The 25,848-nt window shown below is 39.3% G+C and carries 15 protein-coding genes; 2 read left to right on the top strand and 13 right to left on the bottom strand.

Annotation, left to right across the window (positions count from 1 at the left end; genetic code table 11):
• Nucleotides 1-29 precede the first annotated feature (29 nt).
• From Q0371_RS09235 to Q0371_RS09215, 5 genes are all read right to left on the bottom strand, one after another.
• Complete coding sequence (locus tag Q0371_RS09235) at nt 30-1,583, bottom strand: helix-turn-helix domain-containing protein (RefSeq protein ID WP_298470532.1); 1,554 nt, start codon at nt 1,581-1,583, stop codon at nt 30-32.
• A 336-nt stretch (nt 1,584-1,919) separates the two neighbouring features.
• Nucleotides 1,920-2,963: a GDSL-type esterase/lipase family protein gene (locus tag Q0371_RS09230; protein ID WP_298470530.1), complete on the bottom strand. Its 1,044-nt coding sequence runs from the start codon at nt 2,961-2,963 to the stop codon at nt 1,920-1,922.
• A gap of 186 nt (nt 2,964-3,149) precedes the next feature.
• Nucleotides 3,150-4,475 (bottom strand): ABC transporter permease, encoded by a 1,326-nt coding sequence (locus Q0371_RS09225; protein WP_298470528.1) that lies wholly within the window; start codon nt 4,473-4,475, stop codon nt 3,150-3,152.
• Nucleotides 4,472-5,131: an ABC transporter ATP-binding protein gene (locus Q0371_RS09220; protein ID WP_298470526.1), complete on the bottom strand. Its 660-nt coding sequence runs from the start codon at nt 5,129-5,131 to the stop codon at nt 4,472-4,474. Before Q0371_RS09220 ends, Q0371_RS09225 begins: the two co-directional genes overlap by 4 nt.
• 699 nt (nt 5,132-5,830) lie before the next feature.
• Nucleotides 5,831-6,961, bottom strand: coding sequence for a hypothetical protein (locus Q0371_RS09215; RefSeq protein ID WP_298470525.1), 1,131 nt, complete (start codon nt 6,959-6,961; stop codon nt 5,831-5,833).
• A gap of 318 nt (nt 6,962-7,279) precedes the next feature.
• Here Q0371_RS09215 and Q0371_RS09210 point away from each other — a divergent pair, with 318 nt between their 5' ends.
• Nucleotides 7,280-9,802 carry a LuxR C-terminal-related transcriptional regulator gene (locus tag Q0371_RS09210; protein ID WP_298470523.1) on the top strand — a complete coding sequence of 841 codons (2,523 nt, stop codon included), beginning with the start codon at nt 7,280-7,282 and terminating at the stop codon, nt 9,800-9,802.
• Nucleotides 9,803-10,016: 214 nt separating this feature from the next.
• Here Q0371_RS09210 and brnQ read toward each other — a convergent pair whose 3' ends face one another.
• Nucleotides 10,017-11,366, bottom strand: a complete 1,350-nt coding sequence (gene brnQ / locus Q0371_RS09205; protein ID WP_298470521.1) for a branched-chain amino acid transport system II carrier protein — start codon at nt 11,364-11,366, stop codon at nt 10,017-10,019.
• 31 nt (nt 11,367-11,397) lie between these two features.
• A complete protein-coding gene (locus Q0371_RS09200) occupies nt 11,398-12,378 on the bottom strand; it encodes a proline racemase family protein (RefSeq protein ID WP_298470519.1) in 981 nt (326 codons plus the stop codon).
• Between the two features lie 243 nt (nt 12,379-12,621).
• On the opposite strand from Q0371_RS09200, the gene Q0371_RS09195 reads away from it, so the two are divergent.
• On the top strand, nt 12,622-13,593 hold the full coding sequence (locus Q0371_RS09195; protein ID WP_251552649.1) for a proline dehydrogenase family protein: 972 nt from the start codon (nt 12,622-12,624) through the stop codon (nt 13,591-13,593).
• 669 nt (nt 13,594-14,262) lie between these two features.
• On the opposite strand, the gene Q0371_RS09190 is transcribed toward Q0371_RS09195, so the two are convergent.
• The 6 genes from Q0371_RS09190 to Q0371_RS09165 all read right to left on the bottom strand — a co-directional run bounded on the left by Q0371_RS09190 (nt 14,263) and on the right by Q0371_RS09165 (nt 25,825).
• On the bottom strand, nt 14,263-18,780 hold the full coding sequence (locus Q0371_RS09190) for an endonuclease (RefSeq protein ID WP_298470516.1): 4,518 nt from the start codon (nt 18,778-18,780) through the stop codon (nt 14,263-14,265).
• 45 nt (nt 18,781-18,825) lie between these two features.
• Nucleotides 18,826-21,522, bottom strand: a complete 2,697-nt coding sequence (locus Q0371_RS09185) for a 5'-nucleotidase C-terminal domain-containing protein (RefSeq protein ID WP_298470514.1) — start codon at nt 21,520-21,522, stop codon at nt 18,826-18,828.
• 432 nt (nt 21,523-21,954) lie between these two features.
• The gene (locus tag Q0371_RS09180) at nt 21,955-23,250 is read right to left on the bottom strand and encodes an MFS transporter (RefSeq protein WP_298470550.1); all 1,296 of its coding nucleotides are present in this window, start codon (nt 23,248-23,250) and stop codon (nt 21,955-21,957) included.
• On the bottom strand, nt 23,247-23,696 hold the full coding sequence (locus tag Q0371_RS09175; RefSeq protein WP_298470512.1) for a VanZ family protein: 450 nt from the start codon (nt 23,694-23,696) through the stop codon (nt 23,247-23,249). The genes Q0371_RS09180 and Q0371_RS09175 overlap by 4 nt, the downstream gene beginning before the upstream one ends.
• A 70-nt stretch (nt 23,697-23,766) precedes the next feature.
• Entirely contained in the window at nt 23,767-24,615 is an 849-nt protein-coding gene (locus tag Q0371_RS09170) for an STAS domain-containing protein (protein WP_251552645.1), read from the bottom strand.
• Nucleotides 24,616-24,742: 127 nt separating this feature from the next.
• Nucleotides 24,743-25,825 (bottom strand): Gfo/Idh/MocA family oxidoreductase, encoded by a 1,083-nt coding sequence (locus Q0371_RS09165; protein ID WP_298470510.1) that lies wholly within the window; start codon nt 25,823-25,825, stop codon nt 24,743-24,745.
• Nucleotides 25,826-25,848 lie beyond the last annotated feature (23 nt).

Genomic DNA, 25,848 nt, shown 5'->3' with positions numbered 1-25,848 from the left:
AGAGACTATTTTATAGTCTCTAAACAAAATTAGTCGATTAACCTTAAAGCAATCGAAAATAGTAGGTAATGATTTTGGTTTTCAAAGCTAATACCCGGGTAAAAATCTTGAATTTTTTCTAGTCGATAGCTCACAGTATTACGGTGGACAAATAATTCCTCTGCACTTTTTTTCAGACTAAAAAAATTCTTTAAATAGACATCCAATGTTTTTGTTAATTCTGCATGATTACATTCATCAAATTCTAATAAAGGCTTAAGCAATCCCCTTGCTGCCTCCTGCATAGCGCTCTCCTCTTTAATCAAAAATAAAAATCTTTCCACACCTATGTTCTGGAATAAAATTAGATTGCTATTCCATTGATCTGTAAGCTCTAGACAACGCTTTGCTTGTTTATACTTAAGCGAAAGATCTGCTTCAACCTTAATAGGTCTTCCATCACTAACCCCACATTGAACTCCTTGCAAAACAGTTAATAACTCCTTCAAATGTTGGGTTTGATACGGAATGGAAGTGAGGCAGATAACCTCCTGTTCATAAATCCAAATAATATTATCTGAATTTATTCCACCCAGCTTATCGTAAATAACGGTAAATCCATAATTGATTAAATCTTCATTATCAAAATGAAATACATACATGTAAGGCATTTTTTTTAGAGAAGAAGAAAGGCTAGAAGAGCGACTAGATTCTCGGCGTTTATTTTCAATAATCCCTTCCAATGTTCGTATCTCTTGGTTTTTCAGGAAACGCTCTAACGATTTTCTTTTTACGGCATCCAGCAGTAAGGCCGTCCTCCCATACTGAATGGCAGAGTTAACCATCAACTCCTCCACCCCGTTGTTGCATATAATTAAGAATCCGTGATTTTCTGTATGCTCCATAATAGGGAGAACCGAAAATGCCAAATCATGCTGTGTAGAAAACGACTCGGTCAACACCTTTTCTACCTCCATGTATTTGCCTTTGTATAACCATTCTTTTTCTTGCTCTAAGACGGCTTTAACAGTAAGGCTATATTCCTCTCGATTGTATGTATTGTTAGTCCAAATAGAAACAATGTTTAAGCTTTGATCCAGAAAAACGATTGGTGAAGCAAGATACTTCCCTAACGTTGCAACGATATAACTAACTCCCTTATCCTGCGCAACTGCCTCTAGTAATTGAAGATTCATCTCCTCAATTTGAACACGAAGAGCATCATTCTCCCCTAAAAGCAGCTCATTAAACTCTTTAAAAATCTCCTTATAAGACAAATCAATTGGTATTGTAAAAATAGGCAGCGAATACGTATTAGCAAGCTCCAACAAGCTTTCTGGAACCACCGCACAACCAGCAGCATGGATACCTAGTGCTGATATCTTTCGTGAAATCAGCCATTCCACATGGGAAACGATTCCCTGCTCACCCTCAAAAGCCGCAAAAGTAGTCAAAATAAACCCAAAAGGATGAACACGCTCACTCCTTAACGGAAGCTCCTGAATATTAATATAATCTATTCCACTTCCCTTCCCTTTCTCCCCACCAACCAAAAGAATCCCATACTTCTCTAGCCTACAAGCCAACTGCTCAACTGAAACCAAACCAATCACCACCCACATCATTAATATATTTAAATAACATACTAACAGAAAATTTAGTCACTTTTCTAACTATTTATCCAAGCAGCCATTATTACCCTTCTATTACCTCACTATCCCCCCATTATTATATGGATATTATTACAGGTGCCAGGCACCTGTAATAATATCCATATAATAAAACTCAACACTTTTCTTACATAACCGTCCTCAAATACATAGAAAAAAACCTATCTCATCTCTTAAAGATGAAATAGGCTTTTTCTTCTTTCCCTAACTACCAACTACTTTGGGAAACGAAGACCGACTAAAAATCATTAGTGTCCCAAAAGCTATCTTCTACTTCACTACAAATTTCACTAACACACTTTCCGTTAAGGGTTTTCCATCTGTCCCCTTCAGCTCATTGGTGATCATTAGCTCGTAGGAACCTGGTTTATATCCACCTTTTGGAGCGAAAACTTCGACTTGCTTTCCGTTTGCCTTGGACACGGCTTTATCAACTGGTATTGCCATTGAACCATCCTTCATGACAAAAATGGATTGATTCAAACTTGCACTGTCGACATCCTTGCTTAACGTAATTGTCCATTTTTTATCAGAGGCTACGGGTATATTTTTCTCCATTACCCTGCCCCATCCAAGCGGTAGCTCAGGCAGCGTTTTTAAGAAAAATTGGTCAGCTATTACTTGGTAGCCAGCTTCGTTTGGGTGAATATCCTTTGGATTTTCCAAATAGACCGTTCCCTTTGCATCAAACGCTGGCGCCACATTAACAAAATGCACACCTTCACTTTCTGCAATAGATGCAATTCGATTATTTACAATATTGAATGCCATTTGAAGCTGCTGTCTCGTAGCAATATCCGTCATATGTGGAAACGGAAAAAAGTAGCCAAACAAATAGATTTCAGCATCTGGGTTAATAGCCTTTACTTGTTTAACCGCAGTCGTTAGATTCTCCGACACCTTACTCAATATTAAAGTTGCTGCTGTAAGGTCCACATTCACACTTTCATCCTTTGGGTCATAAAAGGCCTGGATAAAGTCATTAGCACCACTGACGATTGTTACTAATTCAGCTTCCTTCAACGCCTTTTGAACATCTTCTCGCTTCAGCTTCTCTAAAAGTCCATCCGTCGTTTCACCGGATTTAGCAAATTCCTTCGTAAAGGAGCCTAAACGTCCTTCTTTCTCAAGCTTCTCGCTAATTATGTCTGTAAATCCACGTCCAACTCTTTCTCCATATGGCGTTTGACCACTAGCGATGGAATCTCCTAACGCCACGTAATCTATTTTGTCATTCGCCGCAAAAGCTGCTGGCATATTTACACTAAAGACAAACAAACACAAAACCAATAATATTTGTACCTTTTGTTTCACTATTTTTCCCCCTTCTACGAAACTCTATATCTTATCTTATTCCCTAAATCACAACAAAAAACCTTTAGGTAAATAAAAAAAGTACAAGCTTCCCAAAAATCAAATAGCAAAACAAATATTACAGGTGCCAGGCACCTGTAATAATATTCCTATAATAATTCTACTTGCTTTTCCAAAAGTCCAAAACTAATCAAACCGCAAAGCCTCACTAGGATTCATACGAGCAGCCTTCCATGCAGGATAAATGCCGAACAGGCTACCGATGCCAAAGGATGTATACAACGCAAGCTTAACCGCCCATAAAGGAAGCACCAAGGCAAAGATATCCACATTACTGTTCCAAAACTCTATAAACAAATATCCAAGACCAATCCCGGCAGCTCCACCGATTACACATAGCAGCAACGTTTCAAAGAAGAACTGCATCAAAATTTCGAAGGTTGTAGCACCAAGTGCCTTTCTTATACCAATTTCCTTCGTTCTTTCTCGGACAGACATCACCATGACATTCATGATTCCCATACCGCTGATCACTAAGGCCGTGGCAGTAATCCCGAACAACATCACCTGCAATATAGAAGTAACCTTTCCTAACGCTCCGAGCATTTGCTCCTGCTTCACCACACTGAAATCTATTTCTGTATGGTTCGTCATGATGGCACTAAACACTTGCTCGTCCACCTGATCGACGGCGTCCACACTGGAAGCCTCCACAATCATCTTCGTTAAGTTCTTCATATCTGTATTCTCAAGAGCCGTCTGAATCGGAATAACCACATTATTATCCGTACTAGACCCTAGCGTAGCGTTTGGCGCGAGCACTCCAATTACCTCATACGTTTCTTCATTTATCGTGACAGTTTGTCCGACTAATGAAGGCTCTTCCGCAGATGCGGACTCTCCTAGGAGCTTATTCATGATTCGCTTCCACCATGGATTGGGTTCCACTTTCTCTTCCGAAGGCGTCCCTCCGCCCTCAGCGGGAACTTCCTTATTTCCAAGCAGTGCCTCGTGAATATTGTTTCCTAGCACAATGACATTAGCCTTTGCATCCTGCTCCTCTTGCGTAAAGAATCGTCCCTCCGACAGCTCGGCATGCTGCACTCTCAGAAATTGATCCGTTGTGCCAACCATAGCCGACTGAGCACTCTTTTCATCATATTTCACTACATTGATCGTTTCCAAAATAGGAGTTACCGTTTTGACATCCTCCACATCTGCCACAACTTCTGCATCTGCATATGTAAGCGTACTTGGCACACTAGTCAATCCGCTTAGTAAATCCTTCTCTCCGTTTGTAGTATCGAGCAGTCTACCAGGCATGACAAGAATTTGTTCTGCTCCTAGGCTTCCCATCTGCTTCATCAGCGTGTCTTTTACCCCTATAGCAATCGCAGATAACACAATGACTGCAAACATCCCAATGATCACCCCAGTCATCGCCGATAACACGCGAAGCCGATTCGACCATAAACCAAAGCAGGCCAATTTAAATGATGTAAATAGCTTCATATAAGCACCCCATTCTGCAATGTTAAAATGCGCTGTGCTCGAGAAGCTACTTCCATGTCATGCGTGATGATAATAAGGGTTGCTCCTTTTTCATGTACTCGATCAAATAAGTTTAAAATGCTTTTCGTTGTTTCCTCATCCAAGCTCCCTGTCGGCTCATCGGCAAGTATAAGCGAAGGCTCATTGACCAAGGCCCTTGCAATAGCGACACGTTGCTTTTCACCACCCGATAATTGGTCTGGCTTGTGGTTTTTCTTATCTAAAATGCCCATCTCTTCTAACATAGCAAGGACGCGAGCTTTCTTTCGTTTAAGCCTTTTTCTCCCGTATGTTAAGGGGAGTAACACATTTTGATATACAGACAAGTTGGGGATCAGCTGAAAATGCTGAAAGACAAATCCTATTTCTTCATTCCGTAGCTTTGCCCGACGAGCTTTACCCATTTTATGTACTGACTTTCCAGCTAACACATAGCTTCCTTTATCTAACAAGTCCAGAGTTCCTAACAAATTGAGCATCGTGCTCTTCCCTGAACCGGACTTCCCCATGATTGCCACGTACTCTCCCTGCTCCACACGAAGATCCATCCCGCGCAATACTTCCATCTGCTTTGTCCCTGAACGATATTTTTTTCGCACATCTCGGAGTTCGATCATTTCGCATTCCTCATTTCTTACATCCTCAAGTGTCCTCATTCCCCTCCATAATACGACAAATCAAATCAAATGCCTCCAAAAAGTGGGTAAAATGCCTCTATTCTACCACAACGAAAAAAGAGGTACATGAGATTCTGACTGTCTTGCACAGAGCATGAATCTATCTTTCTAACCGTTTTCCCTCATTTCCCTCTCTTTCCGACAAACAATCCACCATCGAATAAAAATCGTTCTTTTTAATTGAAAATAGAGTTCAATTACTATGAATAAAAGATTACAAATAGACCTAACCTTTAGTATGTTCCTCCTAAAAAAAACGTTCATAATAGAACACGCTCCCTCCATATAATCTATTAACAGGAAATAGTCGAAATCAAATCCAAATTTCTGCCGGCTTTCGACGAATAATATGGTTTTAACTTGCTATATTGATACAAAAGCAGAGGGAGATGTAGAATATGCAGTCCGATTTTAATCAGCTGTTAGACAACGTCATTGGTCCTCGTCTCATTTTTCATGTCATGGAGTGTTACATTTGTGGGTACGATGAAATTTACTATCAGCACCCCGATACCCAAGAACAAATAGGCCACGCTTGTGAAGGGTGCAATTATGTGAAACCCTTCAGCTTCCAAAATGAACATTCATAAACAAAAAAAGACCACGTAAAAGTTTAGCTTTTACATGGTCTTTTTCTGTTTAGTTAAAAACTAGTATAAATACGACATCCAAGGCACCATTATTAACGGTGACTGGAAGATTAAATGACTTGCCTTTTAATTCAGATAGCACTTTTGCATCTGCAGGAAACAATGCCTTTAATTCATTCATAGCCGCCTCTGACAATGGATCGTTTCCATTCACCTTAGACACACCTAAGCTACTAATGAGGGTCGGATAAAATCCTTTACTCAAAAAGTCTAACATACTGATATCTTCCTGAACTGTTATCGTTATAGAATTGGACGTGCTAGATGATAAAAGAACATTTTTTTGGCTAGCATTTACTGCCTTCACGAAGCCTTCCACCTTTGCATCAAGTACCTGCTGTTCTGTGGACTGGTTAGGAAGTCCTTCCACTATCGCTTTAATTTTAGCTACTTCAGCCAATAGAATAGGCGAATACTTACTTGTTTTCGGTAACCCTTCCATTAAGGCATTTACTTCTGCATATACTTTTAAAGCTTCCGATTGTTTCCCAGCTGTATATAAGCTGTTTAAATCTAATAATTTCATATAAATGGTGACTGGTAGCATTAGTTCGTCACGCTTAGCATCAGCTGGCTTTTTATACTTTTCTAATAGTAAATCACGTGCAGCTTTACCAGAAAAGCGATATAAAATAGAGGATCGATCCTTTAACTGATACGAAAGCTTATGATATCCAACAGCTACTCCGGCAAAATCACTCTTTGCTTCCGCTTGGCTAATTTCCCTCATTAGAGGTTCTAAATACTTCGTTGCGTAATTATACGCATCTATATAAGAAACTAATCCCTTAGTTACTTTTTCATTGTAAATGGCATCCATTTCCTTCAACGTGCCTTCTATCTCGCCTGCCGATAATTTGGATGAAGTGACGACACTTTTTGTGATCTCATATTTTTTCTTCACACTATTTAACGAAGCATAGAGCGAGTCACTAGGGATTAAATTCCCTTCAAGCGCCGGAGATACGTATAGTGTAGTTGCCTTGTGTAAATCACCTTTCACCGTGGCTACCGATTGCTCCACTGAAAATGATTTTCCATACGCAATTGGTGAAAAGGCTAAAACCGAACTTGTTAATAAGGCTACCGCTGTTGCTGTCTTCCATCCTTTATTCCTCAAAACTATTCCTCCTATTGAATTGCTCAGTTTTTTATTTCAATTCTTAGTGCATTATTTAAAAAATCATTAATATACTATACTTTATCAAGTATCCCCCCTACCTACTTTAAGAAACCATTTCTCATTCGTAAAAATCCCTTAAAAACACATACCACTTAAGCTTATACGAAATGATTTTCAGAAAATATTGAGGAATGTTAATTATTTTAATTTTTTGAATAAAAAGTTGCAGATTAATAGTATAATAGATTTACAAGGAGACTAGTTAATTATTCTTATGTTTTCCAAAGTATAAGCAACCCATGGAGGTAAAAGAGGATGCAAATGGTCTGGTTGAGTTCCAAAACAACGGTGCCAAAAGCTACAGCAGAAGCATTAGATAGAGAAAGATTATATGAATTACTTCAGAAAAACCATTCTAAGAGAATCACCATTCTTCAAGCGCCAGCAGGCTACGGTAAAACAACGCTATTAAGCCAATGGTTTAACCAAACAAATGACACCGTTACATGGATTTCCCTGAATACATCTGACAATGATCCGATACGATTTTGGAAATATGTTATTCATACGACATCTAATATTACGGAGAGTAACATGTATAACACGCTCGCCTCATTGTTCCAATCACAGGATCCTTCCACGTTAGAATTTTTGATTGATTCTTTCTTAAACGAAATGAGTTTAATGGAACGTCCCATCAGTATTGTGTTGGAAGACTATCATCTAATTGACAATAAAGTGATTCATCAAATGCTTACCCAACTAATCGAATATCTACCTGACAACGTACACGTCTACGTAACTAGTCGTGAGAATCTCCCCCTTCCAATCGCCAAGTGGCGAGTTAAATCCTGGCTCAATGAGATAAGCATGGAACAACTGTGCTTTACATTTGAGGAAATTGAACAATTTTACGAAAAGAAAAACCTCGAAGAGAAGCTACTACATCATGTATTAAACACCACAGAAGGCTGGCCAGCCGGCATCCAATTAACGAGTATTTCAATGAGGACCAACTCCAACAATGCATTAACATTAGACAAGATGAACCCTTTACAGCCCTTAATCACTGATTTTTTATTGCAAGAGATACTAGATACACTTCCGTCATCTATTCAAGATTTTCTTCTGAAGACGTCTTTTTTACAATCTTTAGAACCGGAAATTTGTAATAGCCTAACGAACCGAAGTGATAGCTATGCAATGCTTATAGAACTAGAAAACAAGGGAATTTTCACTGTTCGTTTAAACAATGCCCAACCGATGTTTCGTTACCATCATTTATTTGCAGAAGCTTTACAAATTGAACTTAAAAATCGTTATCCAAAGGAATTTGTTTCATCCATCATCTTGGAAACCGCGAAGCTGCTTTACTTAAAAGGTGATATCAACAGTGCGATTGACTTGGCCTTACAAGAAGGCGCCTTTACACTAGCGGAGTCGTGGATAACAGAACATTTAGTAGAAATATTCAAGAATGGAGAAACCTCCACTTTTTTAGGTTGGATCCAAACTTTAAGAAGAAACGATTACCCAGTTAATTATGAAATATTAGTGATGTACACCATTACCTTAATATCTGCCCTTCAACTAGAAGAGGCGGGTTTAATCATTTATGAGTTAGAGCTAAAGCAACAATTAGAACAATGGATGGATAAAGAGGAGAACAAAGGAATAGCTGATATTTTTACAACACTGCAAGTATATGCGCTTATTAGCATGGGGACAGGGATTGAAAAAGCGATAGAAATAATTCAAAGGCAAGTAGACCAAGGATATGTTAGTTCTAGGTGGGATGGAATACCGATAAGGTTCAACTTATTTGAACATAAGATTACTCGAACTAGCATTGGATCCAAGGGTAGGTTTATGTCGTTAGAAAAAGCAATTCCGTTTGCAAAGTTATTCCGTGAAACAGAATTTAAAGAAAAAAATATGACTCTCTTCAGCTACGGGGCATCAGCAGAAACATTGTATGAAAGAAACTATATCGATGCGGCCATTGGAGAATTAGAAATTGCTTTAAAGTATGGCCATAGCCTAAAAGATCCTGGATTATTTATTCCCATGTATGTTTTAAAGTCTCAAATTTATGCCTTAAATAAAAACTTTGTAGCAGCTCATGCATTATTAGATAACGTACTAGATTCAATAAATGATAAGCATTGGCAAAGTATTTTACTCACGATGAAAGCTCGTTGCTTTTTATTAGAAGGAAATACGTTAAGAGCAGAAGCAGAGCTACGAAAAGCGGAATCGAGACAACCTTTTTGGTTACTCGTCCATGCTCGATTATTACTAGCAACAGCAAAGGTAGAAGAAGCCTTAAAGACTGTAATCCAAGTGAAAACTAAAGCAATAGAGGAAGATCAAGTATCCACAATCGTAGAAGCTTCCTTGTTAGAAGCAATTTGTGAAATGGAAATGGACCATAAGGACAGCGCCTTGAACGCATTGCATGAAGCTTTGAGCTACGGCTCTACTTATGATTACGTCCGAACCTTCCTAGATGAGGAGGGTAGTATTAAATTATTAAAAGCCTATACCAAAGAACGACAAAAACATAAAAAGACAGGCTGGAATTCGGTGCCGTTAAGCTACGTAGAACGGCTCATAGAAAGCAGCAGCCAAGCGGAGAGCAGCATACTAGACCAACTAACACCTCGAGAGCTGGAAGTTTTCCAACTACTTGTAGATGGTGCAACCAACAAGGAAATCGCACAAAAACTATTTCTATCCGAAGGAACCATACGCGTTTACCTAACAACGATATACAGCAAGCTAGGCGTGAAATCAAGAGCCAAAGCAATCCTGCTATACAACCAAAAATTCTTATAAACACAAGAAAAGCGGAATCGCTTGTCACTGCCCCGACAGGCAAATGGGAAAAAGCGAGGAGGCAGTTCCCCAGCCACCGGAGCTTTTATCCATTTGACCCCGAGGGGCAAGGCGATGAAGCTAGACATAAAAAAGCTCCCTAATATGGGAGCTTTTTCGTATTAAAAAGATTATCGTAAGCCTGGGCGAATTGTGTCTGACACAGGGACACGCACTAAGCCTCCCGCAGTTCCCCGGTCTCTTCCTGCTTCTCCTTTTTAAAGAAAAAGCCAATGATCGCACCAATCAGACCAGTAACAATCCACCCTGCTCCGTTTGAAAACAACGGGATAAAGCCAAATACATTGTTAAGCGTTTCTACCGCGATGTTCGCATCTTTTAATGCATCCATAATAGCAACTATACTTACCCCGATAATAGTACCAACATATACCGCACGTGAACCCTTGAACCAGCTATCCGTAAAAATCAAGATAATTAGTGCAATAGCAATTGGGTACAGCAGCATTAATATTGGTGAAGCCATAGTCAAGATTTTAGTTAATCCGAAGTTAGTAATAATTAAGCTCCCTAGCGAGAAGATGATTAACCATTTCTTATACGACACCTTCGGAATAATTCGCTCAAAGTACTCTGCAACAGCAGCTAAACAAGCTACATTCGTCGTAATACCAGTTAATAAAATAACAATCCCAATTAAATAAATCCCAATTTGACCAAACAGCGCTTGTGAAGCAAGTGCAATCAGCTCTCCGCCGTTTGTTGTATAGCCTACTGCATCTACACTAGTTGCCCCTATCCAAGACATCGATACCTGCAGAAGAACTAGTCCAACCACAGTAACAAGACCCGCCTTGATAAACACCTTGGATACTTCCTTTTTAGAGCGAATACCTAAAGCATCAATTGATTTAATAAAGATCCCACCAAAGACAAATGCTGCTAACACGTCCATCGTAAAGTACCCTTGTGTGAACCCCTTTAAAAATGCATCACTGGCAGTTTCGTAGCCCATTCCATCCACAGGTCCATGTACTGAGCCCATCGGAGTGAAAATAGATTTAGCGACGATGATCACTAAAAGCGTTGCAAAGACAGGTGTGATTAACTTGCCTAATCGATCAACAAATTTAGTAGTCTCCCATGATAGGTAAACCGTCAAAGCGATAAAAATGATAGAAAAAACAAGTAAAAATAAACCTATCATACTATTGTCTGTAATCAGCTGTTTAATAGCAATCTCATAAACTACCGAGGTAGTCCTGGGAATAACATAGATCGGTCCTAACGTTAAAAACAGCAAAACCGAGAAAATAACAGCAAATTTAGGGGAAACCCTACTTGCCAGCTTTTCCACAGTTCCTCCACCTTTAGTCAGTGCAATTATTGCTAGTAAAACTAAGCCTACTCCAGTTACTAAGAATCCTGCCATGGCAATCGGTGTATTGGTCCCTGCCTGTTGCCCTAGAACTGGAGCAAAAATCACATTACCCGCACCTAAGAACATAGCAAATAACATAAACCCAATGGCTACAATTTGAAAAAACGATAATTTCTTTTCCATTTTTTTGCCCCCTTTAAATAAAAAACCTTCTCTAAATCGCAAAGCCCTCTGCATAAATATCTGCTTCCTGAAGAATAAATCTGTGCTCTCCAGTAATCCAAGCAGACCCCTTGATAGCTGGGATAATAGCATCTATTTCTGCGATTTTTGTTTTGCCTAATACCTTTCCTTCAAAAGTTGAACCAATAATACTTTCTTGAATAATGGAGGCTCCTGGTTCTAATTCGAGGGCAGCCATTTTAGCGCACGTTCCAGTTCCACAAGGTGAGCGATCGATTTGTCCGTCTCCAAATACAACTACATTTTTATAATGATTATCACTAATCTTATTCGTAATTTCGATTAAATCCACCGTTCGGATGTTCGGAATAGTAGGATGCTCAATATGGATATGCTCATTGATATAATCTCTGGCTTCGGTAGCAAGCTCTAATATTCTTTGTTTATCCGATAGGTCAATATTGACCCCTATATCAGAGGAATTGATTATCCCAAAAAAACTTCCTCCAAATGCAATATCTACGGATACATCACCTATGTCATTTAACTTGATAGATAATCCTTTATGTAAGATAAACGCAGGGACATTCGTAAATTCGATACTCTCCACCTGATCTCCCTTAAAATACGCTCTGCATTCTATAACTCCAGAAGGCGTATCTACATAGATAAGCTCTTTTTTAGGAATAATCCCTTTAGTTAAACACATCGTAACGGTGCCTATAGTACCATGACCACACATGTTCAAATAGGAGCCACTGTCCATGAAAATTATTCCTATATCACATTTTGCATTACATGGTTCAGTTAAAATGGATCCAAACATATCTTTATGCCCTCTTGGCTCGTTCATCAATAGCTTACGAAGATGGTCGTAATTTTCTTTGACATATTCCTTTTTCTCCATCATCGTCTCTCCAACAATATCTGGAAAACCGTTGATAACTATACGTGTTGCCTCTCCCATCGTATGTGTATCGATTGTTTCTAAACTTAAAATATACTGATCCATACTTGTCCTCACTTTCTATTAATTTCTTCTTTAACTTAAAACATATAATATTTAATATGTTTTGAAAAGTATATTGCATTCATATAATTTTATTTTTTTATTATTTTCTAATAATAAACCCCGTCATACAGGGATTTACGCAAAAATAAATTTATATTAAAAAAATATAAATTTATCACAATATTAAAATATATGTTATAATGCTTGAGAAATTGATTGATGAACATGAGGGAGAGATATTAGATGGCATTACGTGACTTTTTTATCGCTTTATCTGAAAACCGTACACTCAACAGTGCAGCTCAAAAATATGGTTTAAAAATGGGTGCACAAAGTGTTGTTGCAGGAACTAATATTCAAGAAACGATTGAGAGCATTAAAGAACTAAACCAACAGGGAATCTCCTGTACGGTTGATAATTTAGGTGAGTTCGTGTTCGAAAAATCAGAGGCTACTGCTGCTAAGAAGCAAATCTTAGAGGTTATTACAGCAATACATGAACATGGTGTGGATGCACATATCTCTTTAAAACCTTCACAGCTAGGACTAGATATAGATCGCGATTTTTGTTATGAAAATCTAAAAGAAATCGTTGCCTTGGCGGATGAATACGATATTTTCGTTAACTTCGATATGGAAGACTATGGCCGTTTGTATCCTTCCTTTGAGCTAATGGAGGAACTAAGTGAACAGCACGACAACATCGGCACAGTAATTCAAGCCTACTTCCATGAATCAGTTGAAAATATTGAGAAATATAAAAACTATCGTTTAAGAATCGTTAAAGGTGCTTATAAAGAGCCAGCTAACATCGCATATCAGGATAAAGCAGAGATTGATCGCAAGTTTATCCAATTGATCGAGTATCATTTGCTAAACGGCAAGTTCACCTCCATTGCGACACACGACCATAACGTGATTGATCATGTGAAGCAATTTGTTAAAATCAATGATATCCCTAACGATAAATTCGAATTCCAAATGCTTTACGGCTTCCGCAAGGACATGCAGCTTCAACTAGCAAAAGAAGGATACAACTTCTGTACATATGTACCTTTTGGTAGTGACTGGTATGGATATTTCATGCGCCGTCTAGCAGAACGCCCACAAAACTTAGCACTTGTCACCAAACAAGTATTCAATAAAAAAACAAACACCGTTATTGGACTAGCAGCAGCTGCATTCCTAGCTGGTCGCTTAACAAAACGTAAATAATAAAAACCTGGACCTCCTTTATAGGGGTCCAGGTTTTTTAATTGTAGGATAGGGTGGATTGTTGTGAAGTTAGCTTTGACCAGTGAGCGGTTTTGGGATTGTCGTAATCTTCGGGGCGATTGTCGTAAACTTGAGCTTGATTGTAGTAATCCCGGCTCTCATTGTCGTAAATATAATTTAGACCGGTGAGCAGTTTTAGGATTGTCGTAATCTTCGGGGCTATTGTCGTAAACTTGAGCTTGATTGTAGTAATCCGGGAGCTCATTGTCGTAAACATAACTTTGACCGGTGAGCGGTTTTGGGATTGTCGTAATCTTCGGGGCGATTATCGTAAACTTGAGCTTGATTGTAGTAATCCAGGTGCTCATTGTCGTAAAAGTCGCTTTGACCGGTGAGCAGTTTTAGGGATTGTCGTAATCTTCGGGGCGATTGTCGTAAACCTGAGCTTGATTGTAGTAATCCGGATACTAATTGTTGTAAAAGTGCTTTGACCGGTGAGCCGGTTTTGGGATTGTCGTAATCTAAGCAGTGATTGTCGTCAACCACCTAAAATCAGATGTTAAACTTGGCCAACTCGAACTACCCATGCAAATTCATTGATGTGCGAAAATTTCCAGTAACTAAAAGACTGGACCCCCTGTTTGAAGGGGTCCAGTCTTTTAATATGGCTTATGAAGCTTTCGGAAGAGCTAAAGAACCTGCTTCTCCCCATATTAACTCCACCCATTCAGGATGATCGATAAATGGATTGCGATTCCCTTGCCATTCCTGGATAACATTGTTTCGGTTAAGTTCAAATTCGTCTACAGGATCTTGTTCATGCCACTCTAGTAAAACAGAAAGCTTGCCATGAAAAGGAGCTGAGCCATTGTTTAGTTTTTCATTTAGCTCTAAATCTACTCGATCTCCTGCTTCATACCGTGTAGCCATATAAAAAAGAATACGAGCAACGTCACCCTTTACTCTATCTGGTGGCTCAAAGGAATTTTTCGTCTTATAGCAGCCATCACAGCCGCTAACTGGCGACCCGCCATTATCAAAGTCTAGGTTCCCTCTAGCACTATTCACTTGAACGTCCGTGGGACGGAGGTGATGGATGTCTGTTCCAGGACCTTTACTTGTACCAAAATCTCCATGAGACTTAGCCCACGTATGCTCGCGGTTCCACTGTCCTACATTTCCTCCGTTGGCAGTTTTAGAGCGGGATTTCCCGGAATAAAACAAGATCACATTATTTTTATTTTTCGGGTCCTCATCCGTTTCTTTCAATGCATCCCATACTTGACTATAAGATAATTCGGTATGGTCATCGATAATTTCATGAAGGGCAGCTTTTAGCGCAGCACCTTCTTTACCAAGAGCATCCTTATAATAATTATCTGTCGGCGAGCCTGCTGCTGAGACAACTACACTGAATTGCGTAGTTACTTCTTTCTCACCGTCTGATCCAGTAACTCCTACAATGTACGTACCCGCTTCCAGATCAACAGTTAATACTGACCCTTTGATCGTTCCTAATGTGGAAGTAAACGTCAGCTCATCCTCATCTGGATCAGAGAAGTAATCCATCAAATTAATGGACTTTGATTGTCCTACCTTCAGGTTCATAGCAGGTATAGTGGAAGCGATTGGTGCTCGGTTTTCTCCAGGTAAGGAAGGAACCACAATGGGTTCCCCTTTTGAATTGGTAATCTTGATAGAATCTCTTGTTGCGCCGTTAATAAAATCAAATTCTTGAATATTTTCAGCGCCTCTTATTTCCTTAATATTTGTACCATCTACAATGACCTTAAGCACGTTTGTACCTTTGAAGTCTGTGATTGCTCCATCCTTTGCCGGGACAAGGGTAACAGCATGCTCTGCAAAGGCTTCTCCTTTAAATTCTGCGTAAGCACCGGTAAAGAATATACCTTCTGTTATTTCAGATTGAGCATCCAATTCGATGGAAACGCTTGGTTTAGTAATAGTTACTCTGTTTGATTGAATATTTTTCAGGTTATAGTGCTTTTCTGCGACTATTGGTGTAACTTCATCCTCTGCAAGCAGATCAATTTGAACCATCACAGGATCATGGTCAGAAGCACGTCCTGCCATATCTGTGAAGTCAGCATTGATATGAAGTACATCAATTTTAGTTTTGTTGGCTAGGTTATTCGTAACTAAAATATGATCTAATACTTGTGAATTTCCTTGGTATAAATATGTGTATCTATCCGAAGCTTCCACTTTGTTGATCATATTCTTCATTAATTGACCTTCATGGATTTTTAACGATTGGGAGAATTGATAGTCGTTAAAGTCTCCTAATGAAACGATATTAGCTTCTGGATTTTTCGTGTGAACATCTTTTATAAATCCATAAACTATGTTTGCAATCTGATGACGCTGCGCTTCACTTGTATAAACTGGTGGCTGAATAGCTCCAAACAAAGGAGTATCTCCAGATTTAGAATTCCAGTGATTCGCAATTACGATTACATTCTCACCTTGGAAGTCAAATTGAGCTGCCAAAGGCTTACGACTGCTATTAAATGCACTATTGGTTGGGTCAATACGACCTGGATTATGCGTTAGCTTACCATTTTCGTAGCCAACTTTAGTGGTAGCTCCACCTACTGGCATCCCTTGTGTTAACGATACACGCTCTGGGTTGTAAAGAAACCCAACACGAATATTAGCATTAGGTGCTCCACCATCTGCATTGTTAACAGGATCGATATTTACATACTCATAATCCACACCACCAGCAGCCTTAATCGCTGTTATCAAGCGCTCGTAGCTTTGGTTTGCTTTAGAATCTCCTGTAGATTCTCCATTATTATCTTGAACCTCTGTTACTCCAACGATATCGGGACTTTGCATATCGTTAGCGATGGCTCTAGCTAGCTTTCTAGCTTTGTCATCTGAAGTAGACGATTTGTTGTTAGAGAAATTCTCTAAATTGTAGGAAGCAATTGTCAGTTTATCCTCTGCTTTTACAATTGTAGTTTTCTCTGGAGAAGCAGTACCTTTTGTGTGTGTTGCTTGCATTTCATTTAGAGAAACATAAATTTTAAAGTTTTGATAAGAGTAACCTACGACTCCAACAATTGGACCCGTAAACTTGTCACCTGTAGCAACCTCGAAGTTTCGTGCTGCCCCATTTGGCTCCAATCGGAATTGAATACGATTCGGATTTTGATTACCTTCCTCAAAAAGCAATCCTCCGTGAAGTGAGTTGGTTGGTGCATTTTCTAAAACAGTGATTAAATCTCCATGCTCCTGAGGTGATACCGCCTTAACGTTACCAACCTGTACGCGCATGCCTTCTATACTTTCCCAAAAATCAATTGCATCGATAGTTGGATTAAAGACTTGTAAATTATCGCTATCTATTGCTTGTAAATTCATCTTTGACTCATCGATGATAATTGGCTTTGGTAAAGATACATTGCTCTTCACTACAGTAACTTTTCCACCCTGGTCATTTCGTACATTAATTTGAGTTGTTTTCAAGTCTGTTTGGTTAGCATCGGAATATCCATCATATGCATACTCACTAACTTTCCCAGTAACCTCTACTAAATCTCCAACTTTAACTGGCCAAGCCTTAGTTCCGCTGTATAGTAGGATTGCTTCTGAAGTATTGGAATTGTCATCAACAAACTCATCTGGAGTTTGAATCGTATAGTAAGTTGCCCCGTTTAGAACAAATGAATAAGTGACAATCCCTTGGATTCCTTCCACCGTTTTATCTGCAAAAGGTGTATTATGTCCTTCTCCTTGTATATCGTGGATTTGTAGACTGTCTGTAATGATGTATTCAAAGGTTTTTATTTCAGAAATTCCATCAGCCGTCACCGCTATCGCCTTAACTGTTGTATTCGTTTGAATATCGAATGGAGACGTGTATTTTGTGCTTTCCACAGTAGGGTTTGTACCATCTATTGTGTAATAAATTTCAGCACCAGATGTCGTAGTAGAAAGAGTGACCGTAGTCCCCCCTACATATGTCCCGCTTCCAGGAGTAGCAACTACCGGCTGTAAAATCGTGCTATCCTCTACGATATCTGACGCAAATCGCGGAATAATTTGATAGTCATTATCAAATTGTTGGACGATTCCTGTAATAGATTCATAGACATTACCAACCTTTAAATTCAATGTGCCATTTTCATCTCGCACAATAAAGCTCGTTGTTCCGTCAGTAGCCGTAAAGTTGTTATTAGTGTTGTCTGCAGTGATTGTAATGTCCTTAGCTTGAACTAGAAGTGATTCATTCGCTTCATTCACTTCTGCCCCTGTTACAACCTTAGGAGCTGGAGCACCTACCTGTTCTTGCTTTTTAACAAGAGTAGCATTGTCCAATTGTAAAAGCCCTCGGTATTCCGCTAGCTTACCTGTTACAATGACTTCATCGCCAACCGTTGCTGAAAGACTAGAAGGTCGAACCGCAATCCCCGCCGTCCCATCCTGTACAGAAATGCTGTTTTTCAGGTTAGCAGTTACGATTGCCTTAATAGTTACTGTGTCTCCTATTTTTCCTGATCGAGCTTCAGCAACTGTAATATATGTTGGTTCCTCTGGCTCTTCTGGATCAGGTTCCCCAGGAGCTGTTCCACCCATTGTATGAGTGCCTAAATAGTCGAAAGTGTCTATTGGATACGAGTCCCATTGAACAGTGGCATCATATACATCATTAGGATTTGAATCTCCCGAAAGAATAGACGCCTTCTTCACTAGCGTGACATTTTCTCCCCATTTTGTTGTGCTTCCTAGTTGACCAAAGGAATCGACAACCTCCGTAGATTTTTTTAACAGAAGAACATCGTCTCCGTTAAAGGCAGTCACAGTACCATTTTGCAAATCCCCTTTGTCTTTAAGGGCTGCATTCGCTTGATTATGATAAATTACGTAAGTTTTACCGTTAGCCAAACTACCGGTCAATTTTAAAGTAGCTGGGCCAGCTGTTTTACCATTCGCATAAAGCTCTAACGAATAATTAGAAAGATCTAAGTCAGAGCCAGTCCCATTATAGAGCTCGATTGCCTTGTTATTGGCATTTCCCTCCACATATTCCGATATGATTAAATCCGTGGCATTAGTAGCCGCAACTGCCTTAGAAGGTAACGCTGGTAAAACTAGTCCAGCCATAAGTGTTGCAGACAAAAGCACATTTAAATGCTTTTTCCAGTTCCTTTTTATCATCTCTATATTTCTCCTTTTAGTTAGGGATTTTAGTATTAATAAAAGCTATAGAATGATATTTCCTAAGACCGTTATTCCGTCTAAGGTGTAGCTATCACTATCTAACTCTGAAAAGTCTGCATCGCCCTCAACTGTAATATTGAAGAAGGATACACTTCCTGATGGGCTACCAACTAATGTTAGATTTCCTTTTATTACTGCATGTTCAAGCTTACTTATATCTGATAATGATACGGTTACATCGCCTTTATATACTTTAGGCTCCTCTTTAGTTCCTGAGAAGTCATCAGCAGGGATATTTCCGCCAGGAATTTCAGTGTCACCTTGGCCAGCAACATTCACAATTCGTCCTTCTACTTGAGGATCTACAGTTTTAAGCGCTGCGATATGCTCTCGTAGGTTTTCCCAATCAGAGAGACCTAAATCAGTTACTCTGCCTTGTTCATACGCTTTTTTAAGAACATCGTAGCCGTCTCCACCCTTAGCGGTGAACGCGTTTGTCGCAATCATATACTCTTGTTCGTTTTCTAGTGGAACATACTTACCTGCAGCATCCTTATATTGAATAGAAACTACTCGTTGCCCAACTGGTTTGGTAGAATCATAGACAACCTTTGCTCCTGATACATGAAGGAAACCACCATTTTCCTTTGGAGACTCTTTAAAGCTAATCTCAAATGCAGCTTTTATCTCTGCACCTGAAAGCTTCATAGTTGCTAAGGTGTTACCAAATGGAAGCACGGAAATAACCTCTCCGACTGTGATCGGTCCCTGATTAATAGCAGCTCGGATACCTCCTCCATTTTGGAATGCCATAATTACATCTTTGTTATACACTCTTGCCTTATTTAACATGCCATCTGTTATTAAATTACCAAGTGGAGTTTCATTGCTTCGAACACTTGCTGGGTTATCTGCAGTAGACCGTGGATTTTCTAACGCTTTAACAGCAGTTGCTCCCGTTTCCATCTCTTTTATTTCTTTAATTTTATTTGAGTATTTTTCTAACATTTTTTTTGCTTCTGCATCTTCAGTTTTTTCATTTACACTGATTAGCTTTCCAGCATTCTTTACAACTTTTCCGTTCTTATCAAACTCGACATCCAAAGTACCTAAAAACTCACTATACTGATAGGCTTGTACAATGACCGTAGGATCCTTTGCTTTACCGTTTTTGTCTTTATTAACCACTACTGGAGCCTCTAGTTTGGTATGGCTATGTCCCCCAACTATAATATCAATTCCAGAAACTCTAGCAGCTAGCTCTAAGTCGTTGTCATATGCAGGATTATCGTCATACCCTAGATGAGTGACAGCAATAACCTTGTTGACGCCTTGCTTTTTAAACTCTGCTACCATTGTCTCTGCAGCTTTAATATAATCTGTAAAAGCTACTTTTTCAGGACTAGATATATCTTTTGTTTCCTGTGTCGTTAAACCAAACAATCCAATTTTTTGGCCATTTACTACTTTGATAATTCCGCTGTATATTTGACCGTCTTTCGCACTGCTTGTTACTTTAACATTAAATAATCCTTGAAGATCTACGTCCTCCGAAAAGTCGACATTGGAGCTTACAATAGGGAATTTAGATTTCTTGATAAATTCTGCTAAAGCTTTATGCCCTTCCGAGCTCGAGCCTAAGTCAAACTCATGATTCCCAAGGGTCATGACATCATACTTCATCAGGTTCATAAATTCCAAATCAGCTTGTCCTTGAAATTCATTAAAATATAAAGTTCCAGAGAATACATCTCCAGCGTCAATTAGAAGGGCTGATGGCTTTTCCTTACGAAAATCTTTTACAGCTGTCACGCGCTTTGCCACATTATCTAATTGAGCATGTGTATCGTTTGTATGCATGATAGATAATTTGAAATTTGTATCGGGAGTACCTCCGCCGCCGCCGTTACCTGGTGATGGTGGTGGGTTTGGTATAGAAGGTGGTGTTGGAACAGGTGTAGGCATTGGTGTCGGAATAATAATATCCATTCCTGCTTTTTTAGATACCTCCGTCACCTTGTCGATAAGCTCCTTCACCATAGGTAAAGCGCTAGGAGAAGGTAAACGAATAACTAATGGTTTAATAGATTCTAATATCTTAATGGCTTCTGCCTTTTTACCTGCTGCAAGTAGCTTATCCGCTTCCTTCACTTTCATATAAATAGTGACAGGTATCATTAACTGATCGCGTTTTTGATTTGCAGGCTCCTTATATTGATCTAGTAATAGATCTCTAGCTGCTTTACCAGAAAAACGGTATAGGATAACGGTTCTATTTTTTAGCTGAACAGAAAGCTTGTGATAAAGTGATTCAACCTTTTCCCAATCCTTTGCACTCTCTGCCTTTTTCATATCAGCCATTATAGGATTTAAATACTTGTCCGCGTAATTATAAGCATCAATATAAGGTATGATCCCCTTAGTAACACGCTCCTCGTATAAAGCATCTAAATCTCTCAACATAGCATTCTTGTTTGAAGCGTTCGATTTTTGTATAGCACTTCTTGCCTTTTGATAGTTCTTCTTCGCCAAATTTAATGCCGGATATAATTCTGCGCTAGTAGCAACCTGACCGTTCTGAGCAGGAACTACATAAGCATATGCAGCCTCCTTCATGTCTTTTCTTGCCTGATCCACCATCGATTGAAGTGAACTATTAGCATAACCTGTATTGCTTGAAACTAGCAGAGAAGTTGTGAGTACTGCTGCCATGACAGATTTCTTCATCTTGTTGTTCATGATTTCCCTCCATATTTTTAATATATAACGCCTTAATATCCTGACATTAATTAGCAAATTTAGAACTAATATTAATGTCAATTATTACCATAACATGGCGAATCATTAAATACAATTAGGAAAATATTAAATATTTGTAATACTCTAATTTACATATATAGACTAGTTAGATGGCTGAAGTAATTTGCGATTCGTAGCGTTCCTCGGTTACAAATCTTCACTAAAAACATTTAGTTATAAAGGGAAACTTTAAATAGAATATACAACTAAAATGTTATTTTCATATGCAAGTTTCGTGAGTTTAGTTGATGAATTACTTCTGACACAGGGACACACAACTGTAGAGAATTGTGTCTGACACAGGGACACACAACACACAAAAAAAGCTGTCTGTCAGGCACAAAAACACCTAACAAAACAGCCCTTCATATTTTAACTCTTCCACGAAAATTTCCAAGCTCTACCTGGAACCTTACACAAGCCAACTATGAGTATGAACGATAAAATCCCGGCCACTAACGAAAGTGTCATATAGCTAGTTTGAGCCGCAATCACACCCGACAAGCCGCCACCCGAAACACCAGCGAGCGCCACCCATACGTCAATCGACCCTTGTCTCTTTGCCCGAGTAGTAGGTACGGTAGAATCTACAATCAAAGCAGTACTGCTGATCAAACCGAAATTCCAGCCTAGCCCAAGTAAAGCAAGCGCCACAATAAGCATTCCTAAAGAGTCACCTGGTGCAAATGCCGCCACTAACCCTGCAGCCAGCAGTGTAAATCCAGAAGCTACCGCAATCGCCACTCGACCAAAACGATCGACTAATATTCCAGTAACAAGTGAGGGTAAATACATCGCAGCCACATGAAAGCCAATGACAAGTCCGACTGCGTTCAAGTCATGTCCATGATTCCTCATGTGCACGGGAGTCATTGTCATAATGGAAACCATCACGACCTGAGTGATGACCATAACGGCAGCCCCGATGAAAATACCTCTCCTATCCTCTACTTCCTCTTCCACACTTGAAGTATCCTGTTCCACCTGCTTATTAATAGCAGTCGATATCACTAACGGATCTGGTCGCAATAAAACCCAAAGAATTGTTCCAGCCAATAAATAGGCAGCTGCCGCCAATATAAATGGCCCAGCAAGAGATGGAACCCCGATAGACTCAGCAAACCTTCCCATAACCCCTACTAAATTTGGACCCGCAAACGCCCCTAATGTGGTCGATACCATCGCAATACTAATAGCCGTACCACGCTGCTTGGCAGTGGCTAAATCTGTCCCGGCATATCTTGCCTGCAAGTTTGTCGCTGATCCTGCACCATATATTAACAAGGAGGCAAACAGTAAGATAATACTGTCAGTCATAGCAGCAGCAACTACCCCAATGGCACCAATACCACCGACGATAAATCCGCCGGACAAGCCGTACCTCCTACCATAACGCTGTGACATCCTACCAACCATTAACGCCGCTCCTGCTGACCCTAACGTGAACAGGGCAGTAGGTATACCTGCATAGCTATCTGTCCCTAGCATATCCTGAGCAATCAAAGCCCCGACTGTTATTCCAGCTGCCAATCCTGCTCCTCCAAAAACCTGTGACAAAACGACTATCCACAATGTTCTTTTATATAGTCGCTGGATTTCTTCTGGAGAATCTATGTATCTCTGAATATCAATTTTTCCCTGTGAAATAAAAGCCACCCCCAAATCTATGCTTTTGAACTCCTCCGCAAACCCTTTAGCCAACTATATATTATGATTCCAACAAATGCGCCAGTACTATCGATCAATACATCCTTCACCTGCGCTCCCCGACCAGGGACAAACAGCTGATGAAGCTCATCACTAATCGCATAAACAATGCAAATAGCTAAAGCAAATACGATACTTTTCTTACCTTGAATCTCACTTAACCGGAACGCTCGGACAACCAATATTCCCAATACAAAATAAATAAGAAAATGTGCATTCTTTCGTACGAAATGATGTAAATGATCAACAAATAAATCCGACTCCGGAGCAACAGCTTCTACCACTGATAAAATTACCTCTGTTACCCCTGTACTTAATTCCTTTGAATCATCAGCTGGCTGACTGGAGAAAAAGAAGATTAACCCCATCCATAAAACCACTGCTAAATACGACCAAATTTTCGACATATAACCTCACCTTTAAAGCTTTTCTTATCAAAAAAGCAACTAAAGCTATAGCTCCAGCTGCTATTAAACATTACATATTTTTATAAACGCCTGTCCGAAGCAAGGCTTGCTTTAACGAACTGAATGTAGAAATCTTACCGAAGTCTAGTCCTAGCTGGACAGAGGTATGTGCCACCTCTGGGCGAATACCCGAAATATATGGACGAATTCCTAGTAAGCTTAAAACCTCCATAAACTTATACAGCTCATTGGCAACCATTGTATCTATTATAGAAACTCCGGAAATATCAATAAACAGCTTGTCTAACCCAAGCTCTATACACTTTTGTGGAATCTCATCACTTAGAGATTTTGCGCGATATGTATCCACGTCCCCAACGATTGGCAAGACACCAACCTTTTCTAGTATAGGTATGATAGGACTGCTCAATTCACGTATTAGCATTTGTTGAGCATTAAGCCGAGTCGTAAACAGATAATAATAGCGTTTAGAGAATTCAAAGATTAATCGGTCAAAGGATTGATTATAAATGGCGCTCCACTTTAAAACATCTTTAGTTGTAATATCTCCTGCTTGACCTTGAACAAAACGTTCTACATAGCTCCAAATAATCTCTCTCGTCTTGTTAAGTGCCTCGATCACATTATGAATTGCTATATTATTTTCTACTCTATTTTTTGCGACTGTTTCAGCCCATGTCTCTAATAGCTCGGAAAATGTTTTCTCATCCAATAAGGAAGTGGCAACTGTCCTAATCGTCAATGCATTCTGTTCCTTCAACAGTTCATCTATTGAAGGGTTAGGATTATTTGAATAAAAAGGATCAGTAAAATTTCTTTTTTCCACTAGCCACTGCTGGGAAATATGTGGAGAATTTTCAATCAAATAATTGTAAAGTTGTTCATTAATTGAAGACAAGTGATCTCCTTCTTTCTTTCTAAACAATAGTAACTCTATTATAAATGTTTCAGTAAGAAAAAGGTATTTTATTCTATTTTTAATTAAAAAAAGCAACCGAAGTGAAACTCCGGCTGCTAAAATATATTTATTTTGAAAATCTTCCTGCAAAGTCCATTGTGCTACATTTTTCCAATGGAAGTTTAACACTTTTACCTTCTGCAGCTGATTTATAAATAGCTAATACTAGCTCAAGTGCATTTCTACCGTCCACTGCTGTTACATAAGGATCTCTGTCATTTTTAATCGCTTCGATCACATCTGTATATAGTGGGTTGTGTCCAAATCCATAAACAGATGGTGGATTTTCGTAATATTTAGCTTTTACTTCTTCTGAGTTATCTTTGTCATCAGCGAACATCCACTCTTCAATGATGTTAACAGACTTACCACCGATTTTAACGGTACCTTCTTCACCAAACACATAAAGTGTTTCTTCTAGGTTTTTAGGGAAGATATTCGTTGTACCTTCGATAATTCCGTAGCTGCCATTTTTAAAGCGAACTAGCGCCATACCAAGGTCTTCCGCCTCGATGAAGCCGTGCATTAGATTGTCCGTCATACCAACAACCTCTACGATTTCGTCGCCCATCATCCAACGTAACAAGTCAATATTATGTATACATTGGTTCATCAACGCACCGCCATCTTGCTCCCAAGTTCCGCGCCATGGTGCTTGTGTATAGTAATCTTCCCCACGGTTCCAACGGATATGAGCAGTACCGTGAAGTAATCGACCAAAGCGACCTTCTTCAACAGCTTCTCTCATTTTTTGAACAGACTTGTTAAAGCGGTTTTGGTGACAAGCACTTACTTTAACGTTTTTCTCTTTAGCTAAAGCAATGATTTGATCTGCTTCCTCTAAAGATAATGCGATTGGCTTCTCGATAATTAGATTGCTGCCATGCTCGATACAATCTAAAGCGATTTGTGCATGCTTTCCGCTTTCCGTACAAATCCCGATTAGCTCAGGAGATTCCTGTTGAAGCATTTCCTTGTAATCCGTATATTTCTTCACTGTTTCTGGAAGCTCGAACATGGAAATTGTTGCATCCATTTTGCTCTCGTCCACATCACATAACGCCACAATATTTAAATTATTTTCTATAGCTGCAGCAACATGATTAGGAGAGATTCGTCCACACCCGATAATTGCATATTTTAAACTCACTTACGTGTTCCTCCTTTGGAATA

The sequence above is a fragment of the uncultured Psychrobacillus sp. genome (assembly GCF_938022135.1).
GTDB lineage: Bacteria > Bacillota > Bacilli > Bacillales_A > Planococcaceae > Psychrobacillus.
This window is presented reverse-complemented; position numbering and strand designations above follow the sequence as displayed.